The following is a 26,513-nucleotide window of genomic DNA, read 5'->3' as shown; positions in this document are numbered from 1 at the left end:
ACCATGGCGTTCTAGTTTTAACTGTCTCACCCATTTATCCATAGTGGACTTACCTACGTTCATCGCCTTTGCAGCTTCGATGATGCTATGGTTTTTATCGAGGACTAATTGGGCTGCTTCAAGTTTGAATTCAGCACTAAATGTTTTTCTGGTTGTCGATCTCATGTGTTCACCTAAAGTCATCTACGAGGTAATAATATCACCTCTATTTAGGTGGCCAAAATTAGTGTGCCACTACAGACCTTTGTAAATTGAAGTTGTGTCTTTTGCGATTGGAACAGAATAATGAATATCGTGAGCAAGATTATTTAGATACTCGCGGCCACCACCTTCATAATTTTGCAGTTCCTGACCATTGAGCTGGATCATATAGCTATAGCCAAATGCACTCATGTTGCAATTTGCATTCAAGTACAAGCGACCTTCATGCTCCAAAAAGAACCATACTCGGTTTTCAGAATCCATTACTTTCATCGTCATCTCGCATAAGGGGATTTACCCGAACTTATCATAAAACCCAAACCGTAAATGGAAATACGCATCTCAACGGAACTTTTCGGTCAATTGATCTAATAAAGCTTCCATACTCTGCTCGAGGAGATCGAGCACTAGTTCAAAACCCTGTGCGCCGCCATAGTAAGGATCTGGTACTTCCGTTATTTGCGTATCAGCATAGGACAACATTAACTGTAACTTGTGTTGATACTCAACCGGACAACGGCTAAGCAGATCCGCCAAATTGGTATTATCCGCAGCTAGAATTAAATCAAAATGCTCAAAATCAGCATTCACCACCTGCCGCGCCCGCATGCCCTCGAAACTAAAACCCCGCTTTTTACCAGCCTCAATAGCGCGGCTATCGGGCTTATCCCCTTGGTGATAACCAATAGTACCCGCCGAATCCACCTCAATATTAAGCCTGCGCTCAGCAATCTTAAAACGACAAACCGCCTCTGCCGTCGGTGAGCGACAAATATTACCCATACAAACCATCAATATTCGCCGTACACTTTGATTTTTTAACATGAATACCTCATAGCTTAGTATTATCAATAATTTATCTAATGTGCTTAAACCTAGATGTAAACTTAATATGATAAGCAGCTTAATACATTAATTATTTACCTATAAATACAAAATGTTAAACCTAGAAATACAAAATATTCTTACGCCAAACCATTATCAAAAATAAAATGCGCGCTACGATCCGAAAGTTAAGGGTGTCACCTCAGCTAAAATATTCCCCTTGAGCCATATACATACCAAGCACGCACAAAATTTAACCTAACCCGTAAAATATACGATAAACAGCACAGAAACAAATTAGCCTCCTTGCTAAGGATTTTTTATCGACTAGGTTTATATGTCAGAGTACGGTTTAAAATAAAACTGAATGTTCACCGCATACTCGCTCAAATAAAAAATACACCACAAAGTACAAGAAGAGGAAAAGTAAAATGGATTTTATTGAACGAATCGATGTTCTATCAAAACGCATCCCTCAAATTGCTAATAGCCTTCAAACTGAGGAAGCGACTAAGAATGCCTTAGTTATGCCATTTTTGCATACAGTTCTAGGATATGATGTTTTTAATCCTAGCGAAGTTGTCCCAGAATTTACGGCAGATACTATAGGTAAAAAAGGTGAGAAAGTTGACTACGCATTAATTAAGGAAGGTGAAGTGCAAATCCTTATTGAATGCAAAAAGTACAATGAAAAGCTGTCCATAAAGCATGCGTCACAACTATTTCGTTATTTTTCTGTCACAAACGCACGCTTAGCTATTCTTACAAACGGTACTGAATATCAATTTTATACCGATCTTGATGCTCCTAACAAAATGGATGAAAAACCATTTCTGATCTTAGATCTTGAAAATATTGATGAACACTTAATTCCTGAAGTTAAAAAGCTGACTAAAAACTCGTTCGACGTTAACTCAATAGTCAGCGCGGCAGGAGAACTAAAATACTTGAGTCAGATAAAACGTATTATTAGTGAGCAATTTAAAGAACCTGAAGAAGAGTTTATTCGCTTTTTTGCCTCAAGGGCTTATGATGGGGTTCTTACACCTAAAGTAAAACATCAATTTGCTGAAATTACTCATAAAGCACTAAGACAATTTCTCAACGACAGCATTAATGAACGTTTAAAATCCGCTATTGGCAATGATAAACCAACTGATGAAAACAAAAATTTAATCGATACCCCAATCCCATCCAATGATGAAAAAATTAAAGTAGTTACTACTGAAGAAGAAATTGACGGTTTCAATGTGATAAAAGCTATATTGAGGCAAAAAATAGAAGTTAATCGAATCATCGCAAGGGATACCCAAAGTTACTTTGGCATACTATTGGATGATAATAACCGAAAACCCTTATGCCGCTTACACTTCAATGCTAAACAAAAGTATCTCGGATTAGTGGATGAAAATAAAAATGAAACTCGTCATCCTATTAACTCTGTAGATGATATTTTTAATTTCAGTGAACAACTATTATCGACAGTCGCCTATTACGAATAACACTATCAAAATATCAATTGCGCATTACTCAGCGTAAAGACTAATGCGCAATTTGATTTACTAGGTACGGCTACTCAGTTTCAACATCGGTTCTTACCCGTAAAAAACTGGCAAACCGCGGTAAACCGTTAACGGTAAGACCAAGATATTTATAGGTAATGATAGTGCCCACTGCGGGGGGATGTTGGCGCTCTGCGAGACTAAAACCTGTGCCAATACTAAAAATTCGGCCGTCTGGCGTTTGCACTTTTAATGCGCCCATCTGCCCTGCAAATTGACCTTTACCAGGGATATAAGCGATAACAGTAGCTTCAGCATCATAATAGGGTTTTAGCTTCATCAAATGAGGATTGCGGCCACTGATATAAGTCGCAGAACTGCGATGCAGCATCAAGCCTTCGGCGCCTTTTGCAACTAAGGCATCGAGTTTTTGATACAGGGCTTCAAGGCTTTCTACTTGGAACTGCACTATGACTTCAAGATAATTCGATTTGCCACTCAGTTCAGTCAGCGCAAATTGATAGCGATGCTGAAAGTCGCCACTCGCCTTGGGGACATCGAACACCATAAATCGCACTTTGCGCCAATCATCATCCTTAGCTGAGGTTTGTCGAACTAAACTCGACATCGCTTCAAACTGACCTCGCCCAAGCCATAATTCACCATCGAGGGGATAATTCGGAAAATTCGCAGTAAACCAAATGGGTGTGGCGATGGCATTTCCCTGCCGAGTGAATAATTCCTTGCCATTCCAGTAACCTCGAACCCCGTCGAGTTTCTCACTAATCAAAAAATTTTGAATATTAATATCTTGCGAAGTTCGAGTCGCATCAAACTCGGTAGCAAGTTGTATAGCAGGTGGTGAGGTTTGTGCGTTAACCGAAAGAGTTAAACCGCAAAGTATGAGCAAGCTGAGCTTAAAAACACTAAAACGGATGAACTGATTAAATGTTAAATTTCGTAACGGGTTAGTATGAGTCATTCCCTTGCCCACGCTGCAATATATCCTTCATCAAGCTTAGGCCGCACGGCTAAAGTTGCACTAAAATAACCGCAAAAGTCACTAACTCCCTAAGTTAACAACGAATGTTGATGATCAAATTTGCTCAGTTAATTGTTTATGCACTTTTCATCTCAGGCTATACTGCGGCCAAATTTATGACTCAGTCAAATGTTAACAAAGACAACAGTAGGATTTATCCACCCTGTTTTGAATGAGCAGAACCTCAGCGCTTTGTCGCTAACGTCAATTGGAAACACTATGAAACCAGCCAATAATCACGGTATTAAGCGCATATTCAGAGCGACGGGATTTTCGATGAAGGGCCTAAAGGCCGCTTGGATCCACGAAGCCGCCTTCAGACAGGAATTAATCTTGACGATAGTCATGTTACCCGTAGCCTTATGGGTTGATATCAGCACTATTGAACGCCTTATGCTGATTTTCACGTTGTTTATCGTGTTGATTGTTGAGCTATTAAACTCGGCGATTGAAGCTGTGGTTGACCGTGTCGGCAGTGAAATACACCCGTTAAGTGGCCAAGCCAAGGACATTGCCTCGGCTGCCGTCTTTATGAGTCTTGCACTTTGTGGATTAACTTGGCTGGTTGTATTAACGCCGCTAGTGCTTTAATTCTTAGTTTCTAAACCGTCGCATGAACAACCATTGAGCCATCGTCCCTTAAAAAGTCGATGGCTTGTTTGATCTGGGCTAAGCGGTCATTCTCAGCCCAATACGCAAGATACACATTTCGTGAAATGGCATTCGCGCCGCTGACGAGATGCAATTCGCCGCCGCGCAATGCATGTTGCACTAGATGCTCAGGTAAAAATGCGCAGCCGCCATTATTCAAGATGAAATCTAACGCAATACGTGCTGAACTCGTGTGCAGCGTTGGCACTGGCAGCGAGGCATATTCCTGCGCGTGAACAATATTGAACGCCGTACCCCAATCGACTTTTACATATTGCCCCGGCACAACCGCTTTTACCGTTTGACCTTTTAAGCTCGACACCAACAACAAATTAATTTGCCCCAGTTGCACTATCTCAAATTGATCAAGCTTTGGCGGATCGAATGAAATCGCAATATCTAAGGTGCGGTCCATTAGCTGACGCGTCATTGCATTCGCGGGTAGCACTTCGGTGCGCAACGCCACGCCAGGTAAACCGACATGCAGTCCCTGTAAATAACCTTGCAAGTAAGCGTCCCAAATATTCGGCCCTGCACCGATGGCAAGCTGCGTTGTCTGTAACTGGCTGAGGGAAACATCTTGCTTAGCCCGCTCCCATGCTGTTAACACCGCTTCGGCATGACCAAGCATACGTTCGCCTGCTGGCGTGGGCTGAATATTATTACGTTGCCGTTCAAATAAGGCTACACCCAAAATGCTCTCAAGCTGTTTCACCCTAAAGCTCACAGCGCTTCGGGTGAGATAAAGATTCTCAGCCGCTTTACCAAAATGGCGAGTACGGGAGACTTCGAGAAAGGTTTTTAGTAAATCGGTATCCATAAAAATTCTTGACCAACATAGGCAAATTTTTTTGATTTATAAATCAATAATACTAGCCAATACTCCAGTTGCAAATCTTTGTATATCAAAAACTAGAGGGTATCTGCCATGTCTGAACAGTCTTTTTTTAACGCTAACAAGGGTTCTGAGACGTTTAACGGCTCAGTTGCTACCAGTTTTGTCTCTCAAAAACGTTTCTACGACGACGCTAATTTCCCCAAAGGCTTTAAACGAAGCGGCGATTTTACCAATAAAGAAGCTGAACTCCTTGAATTGCATGGTCATGCGATGAAGAATTTAGCGGAAGGGAAAACGCTGCCTTGCACCTCTGATGAAGCCCAATTTGTGGAAGTCGCCAAAGGAAATATCGCCCCCAGTAGCTTGTTAGAGCAGATCTGGGTAAAGTATCGCAGGCTCGCCATGGGGAAACCCTTTTATGCCGTGGTTGGTACAGTGCATTTGCCTGCAACCAAGCCCGAGATAGAAATAGAGGCTGAGGCTGTATTTGATATTGAAGATGATGTTCAGGATGAACCTGAACCCGAGGATAAAGAATGAAGATTAAGGTTTGCTACTAAATGCGTGGTTGGATTTTATATAAAGAAACCGCGACTCAGCTAAAACCTGAATGGTATGAAATTGAGCGTCTACTGGCGGCAGCAAAAGCCGATAACATAGAGTTGGAAGTTTACGCACCTGATGAATTTGATCTGACTGTCACCAGAGAAGATAACAAGAGTATTTTATTGAATGGGCAAGCCGTCGAGCTGCCCGATTTTATCATTCCGCGAATGGGCTCAGGCACGACCTACTTTGCTTTAGCCATTATTCGTCACTTAGAAAGATTAGGGGTATATTGCCTCAATCCATCTAAAGCCATTGAAATCGTTAAAGACAAGTTATTCTCCCAACAATTGTTGGCCGAGAAGAATCTGCCTACGCCTAAAACCATGTTGGTTAAATTCCCCGTCGATATCGCCCTCGTAGAACGCCATCTCGGTTTTCCTGTGGTGATAAAAACACTTTCAGGCTCACAAGGCAGTGGTGTGTTTTTATCCCATAAGGCGCGTGAATTTGACGATTTAATGCAGCTGATTGAAGCGACCAATAAAAACGCTAACATCATTCTTCAAGAGTTTATCGCTAACAGTCATGGGCGCGATCTACGCGTATTCACTATTGGTGGTCGTGTGGCGGGTTGCTATGAAAGGCGTGGTCAAGAAGACAGTTTCAAAGCCAATGTCAGTGCCGGTGGTTCAGCGCGTCCATTTCAGATCACTCCTGAAATTGAATGGCTTGCCACCCAAACAGCCAATATTCTCGATCTTGATGTTGCAGGTATCGATTTATTGTTTGATAACGGCCATTACAAAATTTGTGAGGCTAACTCATCTCCAGGGTTCGAGGGCTTAGAGTCCTGCTTGAATGTGGATATTGCCGCGCAAATTTTGCATTTTATTCGCATCCGTTTAGGCATGTTTAATAAAGATGAACCAAGTAGCCCAAAAATCGTAGCTGATAGCGTAGAGGCTGAGACTTCTACCCCGTCACCTCTATCGTCCTCTATCGAGACGAAATAGAAGTACTAGGACATACCAATATCTAGCGGGATCGTACCGCTAGATATTCTCAATATCGATGATTCTCCACCATGTTTGTGTCTATATCCATTTGTATCTCGCCCCATCCAACACAACAATCCTAAAGCCGTTCAGGAAGCACTTGCCCTTAGTCTTTCAATCCACAATTGATGTGATCGCTCACTCAAATTTCATTCAACCTCACGAGAACCAGCTCTACTTTTGTTTTGAATCACAATTTTTTGCATTTTTTAAAACATTTTGTTCACATTAAAAAATTTGCTGTTAAACTCCAAATGTTGTTTTTTTATGGCACTAAATTCTGACCTTATCGCTAAACATAATAAGAATAATGCAGGAGTCACTCCTTAACATGTCGATCCGCCTATTACCCCTAATCATAGCGTCACTACTCAGCACTCAAGTGCAAGCCGATGATTTTACTATTCAGTTAGGCGGCTTTTATTCGCAATCAGACACCAATATGGAAGTCACTAACCCTATTTCGGGTAATAATTTCACCTTAGATTATGAGTCCGATCTACAACTTGCAGAAAACGAATTTTTACCCTTTATCGAGTTAAATTATCACTTTAACGAACGGCACAATATCTACCTAGACTGGAAACAGCTTCATCGTAACGCCGAAACCCAAGCCTTAACCAAACCCTTCCAGCTCGAGATTAACGACACCATTTACGATATCAAAGCAGGCGGTAATCTAAATTCAACCTTAAACATTGATGTACTGCGCTTCGGCTATGGCTATGATGTATTTCAAGGCAGTAACTATGATGTCGGTCTATCACTTGGTTTACATACTATGTTTATCAAGACAGGTTTTGAAGGGGTGATTGGTGTTTGCGCTTCATCGGAATTACTCAATAATGTCTGCGGTAGCCAAGCAATTCCGCGCATTGTTGACGAAAATGTCACTGCGCCACTGCCCGACATTGGCATATATGGTCAGTATGAATTTGTTCCCGGTTGGCAAATCACCAGCCATGCACAGTATTTCTATATCAAACTCAATGATGTCAAAGGCGAACTGGTTGATATTAAAGTGGGGGTTAATGCACAAATCACCCCAAACTGGCGTATGAGCGTGGCCTATAACTACTATAAAGTTGACGTTGATATCGCCCAAAATTCGCCGAATAAAGATACTCAAATAGCCGATTACAACATCTATTACAATTTTATTGGCCCTATGCTTTCTATCAGCTATTCCTTTTAATTCTATAAAATCTCTTCCCATATTGTATTAAACACCCCTTCTCGCTCAAACAGTTGCCCGAACCCTAGCCCAAATTAGTGCTAAAAATAAGGGCGCCTACTGGACGCCCTCATAATTCAACCCATTAAACCTATTTACGACCATCCTGCTCACGTTTGGCTTTAAAGTCTGATGATTCAAGCCAATGGGGCCAATCTGAACCATTCGCTAAGGTGGTTATCATACTGGCGATCAAATCTAGGTCTTGACTCACCCCCTCCAACGTCCAATTTGGATCATAATCATCGGCTCCTTGGTGATATTTATGCGCAATATAGTCAGGATCTGTATCCCCAAGACTCATAAATAACAATCCTGGTACACCTTGCTGGGCCAGCGCAAAATGGTCTGATCTAAACATCAATCCATTCTGTGGTCTTGGATCCGCTTTAACCGAACGGTCTTGGGCTTTGGCGGCTTTATCTAAGTATTGCTCCAACTCAGATACCCCTTCCCCATAGCGCAAAATGTAATCCACGCCTTTATTTACATTCATGCCATCGATATTTAAAAAGGCGACGATATTTTTGGTTGGCACACTGGGATGCTGAGCAAAATGCTGTGCACCAATCAGACCCGTTTCTTCTGCAGTAAAGGCACTGAAGAGCACCGAGCGATCCAGTGGCGCCGTGCTAGCCTGCTGTTTGAAGTAACGCGCTAACGCTAAAACCCCCGCCACACCGCTGGCATTATCGACCGCACCGTTTAAAATCTCTGACTTACCGTCTTCAATCACAGTACCGAGGTGATCCCAATGGGCATGCATCATCACCACTTCGTCGGGGCGCATTTTACCGGGTAGTAAGGCCGCGACGTTATGGGACTCGGCGCGTTCAATTTTATTGTTTAAGGTGAGCTGCGCACTCAGCTTAAGTGGGATAGCCTTAAAGTTTGGCTTGGCTGCTTGCCGTTTTAAGGTATCAAAATCCAATCCCGCTTTGGCAAAGATTTTTTGTGCGGTTTCGTGCTGAACCCAGCCCATCACGCCCACTTGACCTTGGTTATTATTGGCATCGACCAGAGTAAACTTAGTCCCTGTGTTGGAATTTTGCACCACACCCCAGCCATAGGCGGCAGGCGCTGTTTCGTGAACAATAAACACGGCCTCAGCGCCTTGACGCGCCGCTTCCTCATATTTATAAGTCCAGCGACCATAATAGGTCATAGCATTGCCTTTAAATATTGTTGGATCTTGGGTCGCAAAGCCGGGGTCATTCACGAGTACGATGACCGTTTTGCCTTTTACATCTAACCCTTGATAATCATTCCAGCCATATTCGGGTGCATTGATACCATAGCCAACAAATACCACATCACTTTTATTCAAGCTGACTTTTTCGGCGATTCTTTGGGTTCTCGCGGTAAATTCACTGCCATTGGCAAATTTAAGTCCGCCAATATCAAGCTGCATGTTTTGATCGGCACTAATTTGCGCCAAAGGAACCGCCTGTAAATAGCTATCGCCAAATCCGGGTTTGAGACCCATATCTTTAAATGCTGTCACTAAATAGTCTAAAGTTAACGTCTCACCTTCAGACAAGGGCGCGCGTCCCCCAAAAGCATCGCTCGCTAAGGCTTTCACATCGGTTCGGTATTGCACGAGATCGAGACTTTTCACAAATGCCGTTTCAGCAAAGACAGGTAATGAGATAGTGGCCAACAGACTTGTGGTTATGATTAAATTTTTCACAACTTTCTCCCAAGTTATTATCATTATTTGGTTTTAAGGATAGACTTTACCATATCATCTTTAATTTATGATGGAAGTCTTAGCGCAAACGGAGTCGCTACATCCAAGAGTAAACGGTAATCATGTCTCCATCTGACCGATATTCTTGTCGTTGACCTAAACCTGACTGCAACAGAATAAAAAATAGCGAAAATTTTAAAATATCCGTGTATTTTCATTGAGTAAGGTAACAATATGTCGCTAGAGTTATTACAAGCCGCTGCACTGAACCTCAAAAAAGCAGTGCCTCTGATGCTCAAACATAAAATTCCGACCACCCCCGTTAACTATGCGCTTTGGTACACTTATGTTGGTGAACAAAATCCGCAGTTAAATCAACAACTCGATACTGTTATTGCCCAATACAATACTTGCCCTCCTGTCAGTAGCGAAATCTTGTATCGCCAATATGTTGCCGACCCAGTTGAACTCGATGTCAGAGAAATGCGCCAAAATCTGGATGCTATGGTGACTGAGCTTTCCCAATCACTCAAAGATACCAATCTAGATGCCAATGACTTCCAGTCGCGTATCGAAAGTAATTTTGAAAAGCTCAACCGCATCGAAGACGAGGGCTTTAGTGTTGAGCAAGTACTCGATCTGGTCCGCAGCTTAGTGAAAGAGTCGGACAATATTCGCTCGAGCACAGAGTTCTTTACCGGTCAGCTGCAGAAGGCTCAAACCGAAATAGACGCACTAAAGAAAAAACTTGAACAAACAGAAAAAGACGTTCTCTACGATGCACTGACGGGCTGCTTTAATCGCCGCGCCTTTGACACTGATTTTGCAGGAATGATAGCCCAAGCCCCCTTAGGCACTTGTGTGATCTTGGCCGATATCGACCATTTTAAAGTGTTTAACGACACCTATGGCCACCAGCTCGGCGACCAAGTGTTACGCGCCGTGGCGAAACGACTACAGGAATCCTGCCGCGATGGCACGAAACTGTATCGTTTTGGCGGTGAAGAATTTGCGATTATTGTCCCTAAAAGTCAGCTACGTATCGCAAGGCAACTGGCCGAAGCTATGCGCCGTGGACTCGAAAAACTCAGTTTAAAAGACAGACGCAAAGACGAACGCATCAATAATATCAGTGCTTCCTTTGGCGTCGCCCAATGGCAAGAAAAACAAACTGGTATGCAATTGATTGAAGCGGCAGACAAATTACTTTATAAAGCCAAACGCTTAGGACGAAATCGTGTGCTGCCTATCAGTAACTGATGGTTATAACTTAGCCTGAAGCCGATAATTCAGCTTCAGGCTAAGATGATTAACAAAATAGCATTTTTTTGAAAGCTAAGTGAATGATTTAAATTAGATTTCAGATTAATGTTTGAAACTGCGTGAAACAGTTCCAATATTCCCTTGCACGCCACTCCCTATTGAAACGGATGCATTCGTACCGTGTGTTTCCATCGACTCATTTTCGACGGGGATCGCCTGCACCACAAACCGCAGTTCAGCACCACCTTGAAGTGAATCGAAGGGATAACACGTAATTAACGTTAAGCGATTATCATCGGATGGCGCCATAAATTGAGTTTCGGTTTCATGTACGACCTGAGTCGCCACCACTTCATAAATAATGTGATTGCCTTTAAGCGTTTGTAACGATAATCGACGCCCCACCGCCATGCCATTGAGTATCGCAAAATGCGTATCCCTGTGGCCAGCAATCACAGTATTGCCTTTTTGCCCCGCTGGCGCACTGGACAACACCAGACTCGGACCAAAGGCCAAATTTCGCCCAGAAGCCCCCGCAAGAACGTATAAACTGTCATTAAGCTCTGCTTCAATATTGTTGTTCGCCGCCACTTGCTCACGATGAATAGACAGCTTTGCCACGGGATAGGTATCCGCCCATGACCAAGGCTTATGGGATTGGCCATCAGCCAAGGTTTTAGTCCACGCCTGTTCAATCAAATACTGGGCAAAGTGTGCTTTAGCTTGCATATAGAGTCCCTTTCCTAACAATGTTGCGCCAATTAAAAATAATCCCACCACTAAGAATCGCTGTGTTCTGCTTTTGCTCATCGCGCTTAACTCATCGTTCACTGGTAAGTGCCACCAAGGCCGCCTTCTCTTCCCGTCTTTGTCGAACAATCGATCCAGTAAGAATCAAGGCGAGTAGCAAGGTCAGCGCACCTAATAACATATCCAAACGGCTTGACGTCGCGGTTTGCGGCAAGGCTCCAAAAGGTTGCCAACCTAAGGGCAAGTGCTGACGAACCACGGCATCACGGCTCATTGCAGTTGAATCAATTGGGGTTAAGTCCACCGCCACTAAGCTGGTATAGGCGCTGACTAAGTGATAATTCATTGATAAGGCCGTCACTTGCTGTTTGACCTTGTCATCATTCGCGCCATTTTTACTCAACTCCAATGCACCAATCTGTTTACGCGCCCACAGTAAGTCTAAACCTGCACCTTGATGGGTCATCAATCCTGCGGAGTTATCCTGCAGCGAGAGCGACTGTTGCCAGTTTTGATGCCCTTGCCGTCCTGAAATCACTAACTCCTGTGGCTCACGGGCGCTGCGCTTTAGACTCACGAGCACTGGCTCACCGCGGTACAGATCGGCAATCGGTGATGGCCAGTAATCGGGCACACTGCCATCATCAAAACGCACTTGAATATCGGTTAACACGGGATATTGAATTTTGCTGAGTAAGGCGCTGATCTTCTCATCGACTTCATCCACTTTGCCAATATAGGTAAAAGTGCCACGACCGAGTTCAGCCGCCCTTTGCATAAAGTGAGAATTAGGCGCCGAACCTATGCCGACAGTAAATAGGCGACTCTCACCTATTTGATAACGGATCAAATCAAATAACGCTTGTTCATTGCCCACAGAGCCGTCGGTCATAAAGATCACTTGGCGCAAAGGCTGCGTTGCATCAAGCGATACACTGCCCAAAGATTTTGGCAAGGCAGCGTCCAGTGCTAACGCCATTTCAGTGCCACCATCGGCCTGTAAACGGCTCACAAACTGACGTGCCCGTGACAAATTCGACGAGGTCGCCGGTAATGGCACTGCTGAGAACTGAGACAAACTGGAGTTAAATTCGATAATGTTAAAACTGTCCTCCGGCTTCAGTCCTTTTAACGCGTATAACAGTGCATTTTTAGCTTGAACGATAGAATCCCCCGCCATAGAGCCCGAAGTATCAATCACTAAAATTAATTCACGGGGCAAACTCGGCTGAGTACTCTTTTCAACCTTAGGAGGCAACACCATGACGAGACTGTAATTATCATCATTTACGCCGCTGGTTTTATTTGTCTCAAGTGTATCCTGAGACAGATTTTCGTCATCGAGCTTATGGGTTTTACCTTGCTGATTAAACACCCAAGCCATTGGGCTCGTGCCCTGCTGTACTCGCCATTGCAGCACAAAATCCCGATTAGCGGGCACACGTTGCGCCAGCGATACATCGACCGCGCCGCTGTTGTCTTGCTTGAGTTTGATGTCATGGTAAGGACTCTCAATGGACGCTTTATCAACCCCCTTTGCGAGTAAGACTTGAATGTCTGCCTTCAGCACAGGATCGCGTCCACTGGCGCCGTCCCGCACTGGTGCCACAATCCTGTCAGCATCAAACACCTGCGAACTTGTCACTCGGCTTGATTGGCGCACCTGTGCCATAGGATCATGTGAGTCGCTAGCACTTGAATCCGATGTTAATCCCGGAATATAACGGGGCGCGACCACCAGCGGAAAACGTAAACTAAACAAACCATTTTCATATTTAATGGTCTCCTGATAGCTGATTTCTACAATCAGCTCCTCTTGAGGTGCTAGGTTTGCGATTTCGGTCGTGAACATATTAGGCCGCTCTTGGCTCACTAAGCTGGCACGTTTACCTTCAGCTTTCGCTTGCTCAAAAATCTGCTTGGCATCGGCCTTAGGATGAATTTGCCCTTCGATCACTCTCTGGCCTATATGTAATCGCAACGAATCCACCGCAGCCTCATTGGGCAGCGGGAACAAATATTGCCCATTCAACACAAATTCAGTGTTGTTGCGAAAAACCTGCTTCACACTCACGCGATTACTTAAGCCAGAGACTTGCATCGACACTTGTGTATCGAGCGGCAAAGATGGCACCCAAGCACCGCTCGGCTGGCGATAAAGCAACAGCCCCTGCGTAATATCATCGTAATTAATGATGTGTGACTCAGCACTATTTTGCCCGACCAATGCCGAAGCCATATTCTGTGGCGCAGATAATGTGCCGGTACTATTCGGCGAAGCCAATGCCACAAAGGGCAAACCCCAACACACGGCGGCACTGATCAGCAATACCGCTACCGCTTCACTCACTTCTTTTACCCTTTTCCCTGTGATCATCACAAAGGCTTCCTCTATTAACAAATATGAACTGATGTTGGTTGTCGTTAATATGAACGACGTAAAATGGACTGCTTAAATTGACCGCTAGTCAGCAGAGTGCCTTGCCGTCAAGGCCAAATGAGGCTGTAGTGTTAATGTCACGCGGCGGTCGAACACATCCGATTCTCTGTCTTGGTCGGCTTGCAAAGGCGATAAAGCACCAAAGGCTTGAGTGGTCATACGCTCGGCAGTGACGCCTTGCTTAATCAGGTAGCCACGCACCTCCAGTAGACGCTGCTCAGAAAGGGCTTGGTTGTAACTCTCATCACCACGGCGGTCGGCATAACCCTTCAGCTCAAGATTGAGTTCTGGTGACAAATTCATCACCTCAGCCACATCATCTAATTGAGGTAAAAAATGCGATTCAACCTCAGAGGAACCGGTACGAAACTGTACGCTAAGCCCCAAGGCGAGTTCACTGAGCAATTGACGTTGCGCTGACAGCAACTCATCCAGCTCTTGCTGCGCCTTGGTATATTCGCTCGCCCGTTTTTCGGCGGCTTGCTGTTTTACACTCCACTCGGATAACTGGGACTCTTGCAAATGGATCTGTCTTTGCTGAACATGCAATGTGTCTGTATCGCTGACCGATTTGCCAATTAAGGTGCCTGTGAACGCACCAATAATGGCCCCCACTGGACCACCGACTAACGCCCCCACTAAGGCTCCACCACCGAGGCCAATGAGGGCTTCCGGTTGTTCGTCCTCGCTTGCGTATTCGTCATCCATCGCTATACCGCTAGCATAGACATCATTTTCTAGGGTGAGGTCTTGTCCTATCACTTGGTTTTGCAGTGAAACCCGCGCCGACACACTGGCTACAGGTGTGCTTAATAAACTCAAAACCAATAGATTAATTAGTGTCTTTTTCATCATCTCATTCCTTTTTGATTATTAGCTGAGCTTGGACTCGTACCTGAAGCAATCCACTCAACACCACATCAGGTCAAACGGGTACAAAACTGAATGGGGCTATTAAACACAAGTGGAATGGCATGAGCAGGGATGGAAAATGGCAATACAACTATCAATTGTGGCAACAAAATGGCAATTGCATTTGTGGCCTTTTTTCTCGGGTAAAATCCTGTATAGTCACGAAAACTTACTCCCCCAAGTCAATAGGAATACGGCTCTATGAAGCGTATCGCCATAGTGGAAGATGAAGCGGCCATTCGCGAGAATTACAAGGACGTGCTGCAACAACACGGTTACAGCGTGCAAACCTACGCCGATAGACCATCGGCCATGCTAGCCTTTAATACCCGTTTACCGGATTTAGCCATTATCGACATCGGCTTAGGTAATGAAATTGATGGCGGCTTTATGCTATGTCAGTCATTGCGCGCCATGTCGAGCACGCTGCCGATCATCTTTTTAACCGCCCGTGACAGTGACTTTGATACTGTGTGTGGCCTGCGTTTAGGCGCCGATGATTACTTGAGTAAAGAAGTGAGTTTTCCCCATTTAACCGCACGACTAGCCGCATTGTTTCGACGCTCTGAACTTGCGGCCAGCCAAACGGCGCAGGAAAATCTGCTCGAACGTGGCCCACTGACCATTGATGCCAACCGCATGCAAGTCTATTGGAACCAGTTACCAATCGAGCTTACCGTGACCGAATTTTGGATGGTGCATGCGTTAGCCAAACATCCAGGCCATGTACGCAGTCGCCATGAATTAATGCAAGAGGCTAAAATCTTTGTCGATGACAGCACTATCACCTCCCATGTGAAACGCATTCGCAAAAAGTTTATCGCTACCGCGCCAGAGTTTGATTGTATTGATACTGTCTATGGTATGGGTTATCGCTGGGACAGCTTAGCCTGATCTATGGCTTAACCAACCTTTAAGCGCGGCGTTGAACCAGATAACCTTGGATGAATGAACTTTTAAACCCATTAATGCTGATCCCTAACTTATGACACGTTTCCCCTTTGGTCTACGCACTAAAGTCATCGGCCTTAGCCTGTTCTTACTCTGCCTACCTTGGCTGGGGTATCAATATGTGTGGGAAATGGAAAAGTATCTTCGCCACGGCCAAGAACGCACCTTAGAAGGCACCACTCAAGCACTGGCCACCGCGCTGCACGAGCGGCCGAAATTGTTCGATGGGCAAGCGAGTTTTTTAAAGCAAGTAGAAAAAAGCCGCGATCTATACGCCTATCCACTGGCGGGGGCGATTCTACTCGACGGCAAACTCAACGAATGGCAGGAATATCAGCACAGATTTATCCAATACGGTGAGGCGCACCAAATTATGCGTGCCGATCCGAACGCCCCCCTGACCTTAAGCTTTACCCACATGGTCGGCCAATACGATGGTTATCTGTATGCTTTTTTTCAAGTCATTGATCCAACAGTGGTACTGCGGGGTAAAAATGCTCTAAGTGTTGATAGAAACGATCATCTCTCGATTGCGACACTCGCGCCCGACAATAAATTCAAACGCTATATCGTTGCCACGACTCAACCCGGCTGGATCAGCGCCTTCGAATTACCCGCTAACCCTAAGCAAACTGTGCCCGTCACACCTGAGGTGCGCATCCAAGGACAATGGGCGACGACAGATGTGGGCTACAATGTCGAGCTGCGTATTCCCTTAGACATGGTCGGCAGCAAACTCGGATTTGCCATTGCCGATGTCAACGACAGCAAATACCGTGATGTCGCTGCAGTTGTCGGCACCTCGGCCTTAGATACGGTCGACAATCTCGGCACTGTGCTGGTACCATCACCGGAAATTGAAAGTATTATCAAAGGCATGAGCCACTATAGCTCACGTATTTGGGTAGTCGATAAACACGGTCGCGTACTGGCAAAATCCGGTGACATTCGCGCTAATGACAGTGTATGGACCCGCACCTTAGAAGATGAAAAGAGCACCGCGCTGTGGGATACCTTCAAGCGTGATTATCTGCATCCGCTGTACTATAAAATTCTCACAAAACCGCCCAAAGACTTTATTGATTCCTTACAAGATTCCACCGAGCTTGACGGCAGTCATATCCAAAAAGCCCTCGCGGGTCAGCAAAGTTCGACTTGGCGGTTAACCCCAGACAACAAAGCTGTGGTACTCGCCGCCGCGAGCCCCATTTGGATTGATAACAATGTGATGGGTGCCGTCGTCGCCGAAGAAACCACCCACGGAATTCGAACCCTACGCAACCGAGCGCTGGAAAAACTCTTTAACGTGATTTTGACCATAATGAGTATGGGCACCTTGGCGCTGTTCTTCTTCGCCTCGAGTATTTCTAACCGCATCCGTAAATTGCGCGATGAAGCCGAAAACGCCATCGATAGCCAAGGCCGTGTGCGTAATCACCTCAAACCGTCGAAGGCTCGGGATGAAATTGGCGATCTGTCCCGTAGCTTCTCTAGCATTGTGGGGCGACTGGGTCAGTACACTCACTATCTAGAAAACATGTCGTCGCGCCTGTCCCATGAGTTACGTACGCCCGTGGCTGTGGTGCGTTCATCCCTTGAGCATTTAAACCTGCAGACCTTAGATAAAGACACGCAAAAATATGTCGACCGCGCCCAAGAAGGTGTCAGCCGCTTAAGTATGATTTTAAACAACATGAGCGAGGCAACACGCCTAGAGCAGAGTTTAACGCAGGCCGATATCACTAAGTTCCCACTCTCCCAAGTGGTCAGCGGTTGTATGCAAGGTTATCAAATGACCTATCCAGAACAAGGCTTTAGTGTGAAAGTGCCCGATCAACCACTGATGATGCAAGGTGTACCAGAATATATCGCCCAGTTAATGGACAAACTTATCGCTAACGCCATTGAGTTTTGCCATAAAGACAGTGCTATCGAAGTCACGCTCACCCAAGTGGGTAAGCAAGCGACTCTGCTTATCAGCAACTTAGGACCTGAACTGCCCATTGATATGTCGGAGCAGATTTTCGATTCCATGGTGTCGGTGCGGATTAATCAAGCCCAAGATAAACCCCACCTAGGCTTAGGTCTGTATATCGCGCGATTGGTCGCCGAGTTCCACCAAGGACAAATCCTTGCCCGTAATCGCAGCGAACATAATGGTGTGGATATCCTTGTCACCTTACCTTTAAATTAAGAACATACGGCCTTTAAGTTAAGCGTGTTACAGCTTTTAAGCCCTGCGTCATAATCTCAACAGCTAAAATACAGGAGGCCAATAACATGAGCCAAACTCATCACGCGCCTCCTGTCATTTATGCGGGCAGATGCTAAGATGACCGCCATAACAATCGATAAGAAACGCCAATTATTCTCCCAAATTGTTCAACCTATTCGTTCAACCTAAATGCCAAGGTAATGATCCAATGACAGATAAACATCATCAAGCCACCCAAATCGTCAGCTTAGGTCGAGACAAAAAATGGACCAAAGGCGTGATCAATCCGCCCATTTTTCGTGCTTCGACTATCGTCTTCGAAACCATGGATGAAATGCGCCACTCCGCGAAAAATAAAACCAATGGCGAGATGTTTTATGGCCGCCGTGGCACTCCAACCCATTTTGCCTTTCAGGCCGCGATTGCCGAACTAGAAGGTGGCGTCGGTACGGCGCTGTATCCTTCTGGCGCTGCGGCGATCAGTGCGGCGTTATTGTCATTTTTAAAAACGGGCGATCACCTGTTAATGGTTGATAGCGTGTATGAGCCAACGCGGGATCTGTGTACTCATATTCTCGGCAGTTTTGGTATCGAAACCACTTACTACGATCCGCTGATTGGCGCAGGCATTCGCGACCTCATTCGCCCCAATACTAGGGTTCTGTTTTTAGAGTCTCCGGGCTCCATCACCATGGAAGTGCAAGATGTACCGACCTTGTGCCGCATCGCCCACGAACATGGGTTGATCACTATGCTGGACAACACTTGGGCCTCGCCCATCAATAGCAAACCCTTTGAAATGGGTGTAGATATCTCAATTCAAGCGGCGACCAAATATATCGTCGGTCACTCGGATGTGATGATAGGCACGGCCACGGCCAACGAAAAATACTGGCCACAATTACGTGAACACAGCTATTTGATGGGACAAACCACATCGCCAGACGATGTGTACCTTGCTGCCCGCGGCCTACGTACCTTAGGCGTGCGTATGGCGCAACATGAAAAAAATGCCCTGCAAGTGGCCAACTGGTTGAAAACCCGGCCAGAAGTCGATCATCTACGTCATCCAGCGTTTGATACATGCCCTGGGCACGAATTCTTTAAACGCGACTTTAGTGCCTCCAACGGCTTGTTCTCCTTTATCTTAAAACAGGGCGATGCCGATGCCGTCACCGCACTGGTTGAAAATATGAGTCACTTTAAGATGGGCTTTTCTTGGGGCGGCTACGAGAGTTTAATCCTCGGCATTTTCGGTATTGAAAAAATCCGCTCTGCAACTCAATGGGATGCGAGCAAACCTTTGATCCGTTTACATATTGGTTTAGAAGATCCCGCTGATTTAATCGCCGATCTCAGTGCTGGGTTTGAACGCTTTAACGCAGTATTGGCGGCCAAAGCTAAGTAACGATATTTAATGTGCTAAGTGCTAGCAGAATATAAAAAAGGGGCGGAATAAATATTCCGCCCCTTCTCTTATCGGTACTGATACAAATACGAATTTTTATTGCAATATCATTATGCTTATAGCAAATAAACCGCTAAATCATAAACTCTACGGTGATTAATTCGCTTTCGTTCCAATACTTAATGCAGGATCGACCCAAGCCGCAGAGCCATAAAGCGGCACTGTTGAGAGCGCATGTTTATGGCTGCCATTGGTCTCTTTCGTCGAATAGGACAAATACAACAGAGTCTGATTTTGCGCATCGTAAATTCTACGCACTTTTAATGACTTAAATAAAATACTCAGGGATTCAGTGAAAATCACTTCGCCGTGTTTCCCCATATCTATCTTCGCCAGATCGGCCGCAGTAATTGGCCCAGTTTGACGGCAACTGATCCCCATATCGGACGGATCAGCAAAATCTAAATTGGCTTCGATACGACTGATATGGCAAGTCACCCCAGGTATTTTAGGATCGTTTTTAGCATCAATAATCACATCTTTAGTGGTAAAAAGCCCTAAGCTCACCTTACCCACATCGTCACCACAACCCGCAAGCAATAGACCTACAGAGGCCGCAAACGCACACTTCAACAGAGTTTTCATTCATACATCCTTTTACATTAGTGCTGATATGCTAGCGCTTATATATTAATGCGTAGCGAATAGCTTTTGTGCCCAGCGGGTTAATCCTGCTGTCACAGAGCCAAAGTGATCGCCGACCACGACCGGAATATCGGGATAAATACCAGCGATTTTCGCATAAATTGCTGGGCTTCGTGCCGTCCCCCCCGTCACGTAAATCACATCGGGTTTGCACTCTGCTTCAGCGGATAAATCCTCTGTTGCTGAGCGGTTTACCGCGACATTTGTTGCAGCCAAAGTTTTTGCAGCTTGCGTGAGCGCTTGGTGCATCAGGGCTTCCACTTTCGTCAGCGACGGCTCAATGGCATTTTCAAACAAGTCACGACTCACACCCGCGTGCAGCGCAGCTTCGATAAAATCCAGATTAACATCTGTATTATCGGTATCTGACAGCGCAATTTTCGCACGCTCGGCTTGGCGAACCAGTTGATAGCTTAACTGCTGCTGTTGCACCTTTAACAATCGCTTCAGTAACTGTGGCTGCTCGGCTTCTTTAACCAATTCATCAATCAATTTACGGCTACTTAAGGTACTGAATTCTCGCTGGGCGCTAATATCATTCACTGCGACCGCATTCCAAAATGTTTTACTGGGCATAGGTTTGCCATTAATCATCAAGGAACCTAAACCAAAGTGCGGCATAAAGGCATTCATTGCAAGGGCGATATCGAGATCGTTACCGCCGATCCGCTGGCCGCTGTGACCGAGGAAATCTTCACTGCGATCCGCTTTTTGTTTATGGGCGGGTCCCATTTTTACCACAGAGCAGTCCGTTGTACCGCCGCCTACGTCAACGACCAATACCGTTTTGTTGTCGGTCAAGGTCGCTTCATAATCCATCCCCGCCGCTAACGGCTCGAACAGAAAATCAACGTCGATGAAACCCGCGCGTTTTGCCGCTAAGGTCAAAATGGCTTCAGCCTGGCGGTTACTCTCTTCTCCGCCTATGCCTTGAAAATTCACCGGACGACCAATAATCGCATGGGTGATCATCGCAGTGCTACCCTGTTTAACAAGGTCTTTTTCAACTAACACAGATTCGGCGCGCACTTTAATATGCTGCATCATCAAGGTAACAATATCTTCAAACAGGGCCACTTGTTCGGGTCTAAGCCCTGTCGCGCCTAAAAAAGATTTTGGCGAACGGACATAGAATCCCTCCTCCGGCATCTCTAAATACGCGCTCACCGCCTGCTCGCCAACAAATACAGCCTGAACATCGGCATCGAGATCTAACTCATGGCGCACCATACGGGCACGACTCAATTGCGCGGCGCGCTTTTTGGCGTAATCGGCTTTTAATTCAGTGGGAAGGCCACGATAAACCGCCTCGGCGATCAGTTCCCTGTCCATCGCGTATAAGGTCGAAGGCAAATAAGCTGATTGCTCTGATAACGCCAATAACTGCACACCATCACCCAGCATGATCCCTACGGCGCAGTTAGCACTACCATAATCAAATCCAACAAACATACCTTTTACTCCCGCGATAAAAAAGCCGAGCAAGATAACATAGTTTGCGATAATGCCCAAGGAGTTAACACTGACGGATTTATCCTCCAGTAAGCCGCGCTTGCACAGTTTCTCAAGACTTAAATCGCAATGACGCGAACTGAGTTTAAGCTCAATCCAAGATGATCATCATAAGGTCATATTTCTGTCACACTCGTCATCAAGTTGACATATTTCCCTCGTATCTTTATCCCAGATAAATCCCAGACTGATTTTGGCGTGTACGCAATATTTATCATTGAAATTCCTTCACTTGTCGGCAGTAAATCTGATTGCACAACGGCGGATGAATGCTATTGTATATTGCGCCATGACGCTTGCTTAAAGGAGCTGTGCAGTGTCCCCGAATACCGATAAACTTTCGATTGATAAAGAACTCTCTTGGTTGTCTTTTAATGAGCGGGTATTGCAAGAAGCCTGCGATCACAATGTTCCCTTAGTGGAGCGAGTCCGCTTTTTAGGGATATTTTCCAATAACATGGATGAGTTTTTTAGGGTGCGTGTGGCTGCGGTCAGACGCTCCATTTTGCTGTCATCCCTGCAGGAAGGTCGCAGTAATAGCCGCCATTTAATGGCCAAGATCCAATCGAAAGTGATGGCATTGCAAGAAAGGTTCGATGGCATATACACGGATTTAATGCGCGAACTTGTACGTCGTAATATTTTGTTAATCAATGAGAAACAATTAAGCGAGTTCCACAGCGACTGGCTGAAAAAGCATTTTAGAGACCATTTCAAACGCCATATCGCGCCACTTATGGTCAATAATAATCGCGATCTGATCAAGCAAATCAACGACGACGCCACCTATTTGTGTGTGTGTTTGTTCACTAAAGCTCGCCGCCAATACGCCTTAGTCGAAGTACCGACTAAAAATGTGCCGCGGTTTATCGAACTCCCAGCCGAAAAGAGTAAAGCGAAAAAATATCTGATTTTATTAGATAATATTATTCGCCACTGCGTCGATGAACTCTTTGGCCCCTTCTTCGAGTACGATGCTATCGAAGTGTATTCGATGAAGTTAACCCGCGATGCTGATTTTGATATCACTGACGAGCTTGAACAAACCCAGCTTGAGAAAATGACCAAGGGATTGAAAAAACGTCTTACCGCCGAGCCTGTGCGCTTAGTGTATGACAAAGAAATGCCTGAACACATGTTGGTGATGCTCAAAGAAAACCTGAACATCAGCTCGACCGAATGTTTGATCCCAGGCGGGCGTTACCACAGCTTTAAAGACTTTATCGCCTTCCCCAACCCGAGCCGCGACTACCTCGAAAACGAAAAACTACCGGCGCTCAATAGTGCAGGTTTTGGCCGCAGTGCCAACAGTTTCGATGCGATTCGGATGGGCGATATCATGCTCAATTATCCGTACCATAAGTTTTCCCACTTTACCGAAATGGTGCGCCAAGCGGCCTACGATCCGGCGGTGCGCTTTATTCGAATTAATTTATATCGAGTGGCGAAAAAATCCCATGTGATGCAATCGCTTATCGATGCAGTGAAAAATGGCAAACAAGTCACCGCCGTCATTGAACTCAGGGCCAGATTCGATGAGCAATCCAACATCGAATGGACCCGCATCTTGGCCGAAGCGGGCGTCAAAGTTCACCACGGTATCACCAGCTTAAAAGTGCATTCCAAGTTGTGTTTGATTGGCCGTGAGGAACAAGGGGAAATCAAACTCTATTGTCACGTCGGCTCAGGCAACTTTAACGAAGGCACGGCGCGGGTCTACACTGACTTGTCGCTGTTCACCGCCAATCAAGAAATTGCCCGTGAAGTGGAGCAAGTGTTTGACTTAATTGAGCATCCGTATCGCCGCGATAACTTCCAGCATTTAATCGTGTCGCCCTACGATGCCAGACAAAAACTGAGTCACTTGATTGATAATGAAATCGTCAATGCCCAAAGCCATATGAAGGCGGCGATTACCTTAAAACTAAATAACTTACTCGATGAATCCTTAGTACAAAAGCTCTATGAAGCCTCGGCGGCTGGGGTCAAAATCAAGTTACTTATTCGCGGCATGTGCTCGCTTATCCCGCAAATTCCGGGGATCAGCGACAACATCGAAGTCTATAGTATCGTCGACCGATTCCTCGAACACTCACGGGTGATGCTGTTCCACGCGGGTGGAGAGAACAAACTCTTTATCTGCTCCGCCGACTGGATGAGCCGCAACATAGATAATCGCGTTGAAGTGAGTGTGCCGATTTATGATCTGCGCCTAAAACAGATGATAATGGATATTTTATCCTTACAGTTCAATGACAACACTAAAGCACGTGTCATTAACAAGGAACAAAGTAATCCTTATCGGAATCGCGGTAACAAACGAAAAGTGCGTTCTCAAATTGCCATTTATCAATATCTGATTAATTATGAGAAGCGCCAACTGCAAGAATTTAATGCCTTACGTATGTCCACCCATGAGGGTGACGCTGAGCGAGAAGTGAAAACTCAGCCTGACATAACACCTGAGTTACGGGCCAAAGCCAGCTAATCGCTGGCTTTATATCGCTTTGATTGCCTAAGGATAATCCGATTGGTAACCACATATTCGCACACACAGTCATACGCTACGCCCAGCAATGTACTCGCAAACTCTAAATCGCGCCACTTTGTCGCCATCGATATGGGGTCGAACAGTTTTCATCTGGTCATCGCACGCGAGCAAGATGGTAGTTTGCAGATTTTACATAAAGAAAAACAACAGGTTCAGCTCGCCACTGGGCTCAATGCGCAAAATATTCTCGACAATGACGCCATAGAACGTGGGCTCAATTGCCTACGGGATTTTAACCAACGATTTTCCAATCTCGACCAAGCGCAAGTGCGATTAGTCGCCACCCACACTCTGAGAATCGCCAAAAACCGCGATCAGTTTATCGAGGCGGCGCTCGCCATCATGCCCTATCCGGTGGAGGTCATTTCGGGCCATGAAGAAGCGCGTTTGATTTATAACGGTATTGCCCAAAGCCAAGTGCTAGGAAAAAGTAATTTAGTCATCGATATCGGTGGCGGTTCTACCGAAGTGGTGATCGGCCAGAAAAATACCCCAACTCAGTTATCTAGCCTGCGCTGCGGTTGTGTGAGTTTTAATGAGCGTTTCTTTATTGATGGGCTCATCACCCCTGCCTCATTTCGCGATGCCCAAAGTGCGGCCGATAAGCAGTTCGCGTCGCTCTCAAAGGAATATTTCGCGGGTGGCTGGGAACTCACCTTGGGTAGTTCAGGTACAGTGAAAGCCATCTGCGAAGCAATTCAAGAAGAGCACGGCGATGAAACCATCACGCTGCCACGACTCAAACAGCTCAAAATCAAGTTGATCAAATGTGGCCATATTAGCCAAATCCAATTTGCCAACGTCGATGATAAACGCATTCCCTTAGTGCCCGCCGGACTTGCCATTTTAATCAGCTTTTTTAGGCGCTTACCGATACAAAAGCTCGAGTTTAGCCCAGGCGCACTGCGTGAAGGCGTACTCTATGAACTGGCAAAGATTGGCCAGTATCAGGATATTCGCCACCGCACCGTCGACAGTATTGCCCAGCTTTATCATATCGATATGGCCCACGCCGCTAAGGTACGCGACACTGCTATGGCCTTGTTTGAACAGGTCGCCGACGAATGGCAATTAAGGCCCCATGCACGCTTGCTTGCCTACAGTGCGACCTTACATGAAATCGGATTACACATTAATTCAAAATCCCTGCACAAACACGGCGGTTACATTATCAGTAACAGTGACTTACCTGGGTTTAGCGAAGCATTACAGCTGGATTTAGCGCGGCTTATCACCAATCACAGAAAGAAGCCTAACGAATTAATGCTCGCTGAACTCGATCCCAACCATAAGCTCACGCTCAATCGCCTACTCTGCCTGCTTAGGCTCGCTGTCTTGCTCAATCTTGGCCGTATCGCTAAGACGCTGACCTTAGATCATATTAAAGTGATCCCCGATGGACTCATGCTAGTACTACCAAGCCATAAGCGGAAAATCAGCTTGTTTATGAAAGATTTACAGCGAGAACAAAAACAAATGCTCACCCTTGGAATGAATCTGCGTTTAGTGTCTAGTCTGACTTAGCGGTTACGGCGTTAGCTCAGCCTAACGTGGCCGGCGAGTGTGGGTTAGCTCTGTATGAATACGTTTAGCGAAAGATTCGGCACTAAAATATTGCCCTTAATCAAGGGCCATTATCTCGCCTAAAAACAAGGTTAAGTTAGCAGTGAATCTGGCTTGGTAACCGGATTTCAACAGCATAGCGGTAGACTTAATCCATGCGCCACAACAGATTAATGTTTAAAGGATTTTTAACCCTTCACTAAAGCACAAATTCCTGCTCGCGCGTTTGCCGCTGAGTGGGGATTTCTGCTATCATCCACGGCTGACTAATCATAATTCCACGAATTTAAAGATAATCAGAGTCAAACCCTTTTTATCTCGCGATATCAGCCCCATCGCCTGCAGGTACAAGTATGATTAACCACTTTAGTGTGCTTGGTATAAAACCCAGTGCCAAAGAAGACGACATTAAAAAAGCCTATCGACGGCTGTCAAACAAATATCATCCCGACAAGTTGTTAGGCGCCTCGGAAGAGGAAAAGCAGCAAGCCGCCGTACAACTTGAACGCGTTAAAAATGCTTATGATGTGTTGTCAGATCCTAAGCGACGAAATGCGTTTATCAAAGATTTCAATAACGTCATAGTGACCGATCCCGCTAGCGCCATGCGCGAGCTGTGGGATCAATTTTATCCTTGAGCGTTTTCTAGAGTAGTG

Annotated in this window: 23 protein-coding genes; 12 read left to right on the top strand and 11 right to left on the bottom strand. The window is 45.6% G+C overall.

Annotation, left to right across the window (positions count from 1 at the left end; all coding sequences use genetic code 11):
- From L5M40_RS07980 to L5M40_RS07970, 3 genes are all read right to left on the bottom strand, one after another.
- Positions 1–165, bottom strand: a 165-nt coding sequence (locus tag L5M40_RS07980; protein WP_263256497.1) for a transposase, incomplete at its 3' end; no start/stop codon positions are given.
- Positions 166–234: 69 nt separating this feature from the next.
- Positions 235–474 (bottom strand): hypothetical protein, encoded by a 240-nt coding sequence (locus L5M40_RS07975; protein WP_263256485.1) that lies wholly within the window; start codon positions 472–474, stop codon positions 235–237.
- 69 nt (positions 475–543) lie between these two features.
- Complete coding sequence (locus tag L5M40_RS07970) at positions 544–1,026, bottom strand: low molecular weight protein-tyrosine-phosphatase (protein ID WP_263171206.1); 483 nt, start codon at positions 1,024–1,026, stop codon at positions 544–546.
- 431 nt (positions 1,027–1,457) lie between these two features.
- Between L5M40_RS07970 and L5M40_RS07965 the strand changes: the two genes are divergently transcribed.
- Entirely contained in the window at positions 1,458–2,528 is a 1,071-nt protein-coding gene (locus L5M40_RS07965; protein ID WP_131525545.1) for a type I restriction endonuclease, read from the top strand.
- Positions 2,529–2,598: 70 nt separating this feature from the next.
- Here L5M40_RS07965 and L5M40_RS07960 read toward each other — a convergent pair whose 3' ends face one another.
- Positions 2,599–3,510 (bottom strand): DNA ligase, encoded by a 912-nt coding sequence (locus L5M40_RS07960; protein ID WP_219233725.1) that lies wholly within the window; start codon positions 3,508–3,510, stop codon positions 2,599–2,601.
- Positions 3,511–3,789: 279 nt separating this feature from the next.
- Here L5M40_RS07960 and L5M40_RS07955 point away from each other — a divergent pair, with 279 nt between their 5' ends.
- Positions 3,790–4,161: a diacylglycerol kinase gene (locus L5M40_RS07955; RefSeq protein ID WP_028760259.1), complete on the top strand. Its 372-nt coding sequence runs from the start codon at positions 3,790–3,792 to the stop codon at positions 4,159–4,161.
- A 10-nt stretch (positions 4,162–4,171) separates the two neighbouring features.
- On the opposite strand, the gene hdfR is transcribed toward L5M40_RS07955, so the two are convergent.
- Complete coding sequence (hdfR, locus tag L5M40_RS07950; protein WP_212599819.1) at positions 4,172–5,041, bottom strand: HTH-type transcriptional regulator HdfR; 870 nt, start codon at positions 5,039–5,041, stop codon at positions 4,172–4,174.
- Between the two features lie 108 nt (positions 5,042–5,149).
- Between hdfR and L5M40_RS07945 the strand changes: the two genes are divergently transcribed.
- The 3 genes from L5M40_RS07945 (at position 5,150) to L5M40_RS07935 (ending at position 7,858) form a co-directional block, all read left to right on the top strand.
- Positions 5,150–5,599: a DUF413 domain-containing protein gene (locus L5M40_RS07945; protein ID WP_263171200.1), complete on the top strand. Its 450-nt coding sequence runs from the start codon at positions 5,150–5,152 to the stop codon at positions 5,597–5,599.
- A gap of 20 nt (positions 5,600–5,619) precedes the next feature.
- Complete coding sequence (locus tag L5M40_RS07940; protein ID WP_113941500.1) at positions 5,620–6,621, top strand: RimK family alpha-L-glutamate ligase; 1,002 nt, start codon at positions 5,620–5,622, stop codon at positions 6,619–6,621.
- A gap of 373 nt (positions 6,622–6,994) precedes the next feature.
- Positions 6,995–7,858, top strand: coding sequence for a hypothetical protein (locus tag L5M40_RS07935; protein ID WP_028760263.1), 864 nt, complete (start codon positions 6,995–6,997; stop codon positions 7,856–7,858).
- A 130-nt stretch (positions 7,859–7,988) separates the two neighbouring features.
- On the opposite strand, the gene L5M40_RS07930 is transcribed toward L5M40_RS07935, so the two are convergent.
- Positions 7,989–9,611: a M28 family metallopeptidase gene (locus tag L5M40_RS07930; protein ID WP_263256483.1), complete on the bottom strand. Its 1,623-nt coding sequence runs from the start codon at positions 9,609–9,611 to the stop codon at positions 7,989–7,991.
- 210 nt (positions 9,612–9,821) lie between these two features.
- Here L5M40_RS07930 and L5M40_RS07925 point away from each other — a divergent pair, with 210 nt between their 5' ends.
- Positions 9,822–10,847, top strand: a complete 1,026-nt coding sequence (locus L5M40_RS07925; protein WP_263176057.1) for a GGDEF domain-containing protein — start codon at positions 9,822–9,824, stop codon at positions 10,845–10,847.
- A 105-nt stretch (positions 10,848–10,952) separates the two neighbouring features.
- Here L5M40_RS07925 and L5M40_RS07920 read toward each other — a convergent pair whose 3' ends face one another.
- The 3 genes from L5M40_RS07920 to pdsO form a co-directional block, all read right to left on the bottom strand.
- On the bottom strand, positions 10,953–11,660 hold the full coding sequence (locus L5M40_RS07920; protein ID WP_028760266.1) for a class GN sortase: 708 nt from the start codon (positions 11,658–11,660) through the stop codon (positions 10,953–10,955).
- A 10-nt stretch (positions 11,661–11,670) separates the two neighbouring features.
- Complete coding sequence (locus tag L5M40_RS07915) at positions 11,671–13,977, bottom strand: marine proteobacterial sortase target protein (RefSeq protein ID WP_263256482.1); 2,307 nt, start codon at positions 13,975–13,977, stop codon at positions 11,671–11,673.
- 87 nt (positions 13,978–14,064) lie between these two features.
- Complete coding sequence (gene pdsO, locus L5M40_RS07910; RefSeq protein WP_263176053.1) at positions 14,065–14,895, bottom strand: sortase-associated OmpA-like protein PdsO; 831 nt, start codon at positions 14,893–14,895, stop codon at positions 14,065–14,067.
- 258 nt (positions 14,896–15,153) lie between these two features.
- On the opposite strand from pdsO, the gene pdsR reads away from it, so the two are divergent.
- The 3 genes from pdsR to L5M40_RS07895 all read left to right on the top strand — a co-directional run bounded on the left by pdsR (position 15,154) and on the right by L5M40_RS07895 (position 19,526).
- Complete coding sequence (gene pdsR / locus L5M40_RS07905) at positions 15,154–15,846, top strand: proteobacterial dedicated sortase system response regulator (RefSeq protein WP_006081337.1); 693 nt, start codon at positions 15,154–15,156, stop codon at positions 15,844–15,846.
- 91 nt (positions 15,847–15,937) lie between these two features.
- The gene (gene pdsS / locus L5M40_RS07900) at positions 15,938–18,097 is read left to right on the top strand and encodes a proteobacterial dedicated sortase system histidine kinase (protein WP_263176052.1); all 2,160 of its coding nucleotides are present in this window, start codon (positions 15,938–15,940) and stop codon (positions 18,095–18,097) included.
- A 229-nt stretch (positions 18,098–18,326) separates the two neighbouring features.
- On the top strand, positions 18,327–19,526 hold the full coding sequence (locus L5M40_RS07895) for a cystathionine beta-lyase (protein WP_263176050.1): 1,200 nt from the start codon (positions 18,327–18,329) through the stop codon (positions 19,524–19,526).
- Positions 19,527–19,682: 156 nt separating this feature from the next.
- Here L5M40_RS07895 and L5M40_RS07890 read toward each other — a convergent pair whose 3' ends face one another.
- On the bottom strand, positions 19,683–20,171 hold the full coding sequence (locus tag L5M40_RS07890; RefSeq protein ID WP_131525552.1) for a CreA family protein: 489 nt from the start codon (positions 20,169–20,171) through the stop codon (positions 19,683–19,685).
- 45 nt (positions 20,172–20,216) lie between these two features.
- The gene (yegD, locus tag L5M40_RS07885; protein ID WP_263176049.1) at positions 20,217–21,683 is read right to left on the bottom strand and encodes a molecular chaperone; all 1,467 of its coding nucleotides are present in this window, start codon (positions 21,681–21,683) and stop codon (positions 20,217–20,219) included.
- A 376-nt stretch (positions 21,684–22,059) separates the two neighbouring features.
- Between yegD and ppk1 the strand changes: the two genes are divergently transcribed.
- The 3 genes from ppk1 to L5M40_RS07870 all read left to right on the top strand — a co-directional run bounded on the left by ppk1 (position 22,060) and on the right by L5M40_RS07870 (position 26,495).
- Positions 22,060–24,231 carry a polyphosphate kinase 1 gene (ppk1, locus tag L5M40_RS07880; protein WP_028760273.1) on the top strand — a complete coding sequence of 724 codons (2,172 nt, stop codon included), beginning with the start codon at positions 22,060–22,062 and terminating at the stop codon, positions 24,229–24,231.
- Between the two features lie 42 nt (positions 24,232–24,273).
- A complete protein-coding gene (gene ppx, locus L5M40_RS07875) occupies positions 24,274–25,818 on the top strand; it encodes an exopolyphosphatase (RefSeq protein ID WP_263176048.1) in 1,545 nt (514 codons plus the stop codon).
- Positions 25,819–26,210: 392 nt separating this feature from the next.
- On the top strand, positions 26,211–26,495 hold the full coding sequence (locus tag L5M40_RS07870; protein WP_006081330.1) for a J domain-containing protein: 285 nt from the start codon (positions 26,211–26,213) through the stop codon (positions 26,493–26,495).
- Positions 26,496–26,513 lie beyond the last annotated feature (18 nt).

Origin of the sequence: Shewanella sp. SM68 (genome assembly GCF_025653925.1) — a bacterium.
GTDB classification, from domain to species: domain Bacteria; phylum Pseudomonadota; class Gammaproteobacteria; order Enterobacterales; family Shewanellaceae; genus Shewanella; species Shewanella oncorhynchi.
The sequence above is the reverse complement of the archived record's forward strand: the minus strand, read 5'-3'. Positions and strand labels throughout refer to the sequence as shown.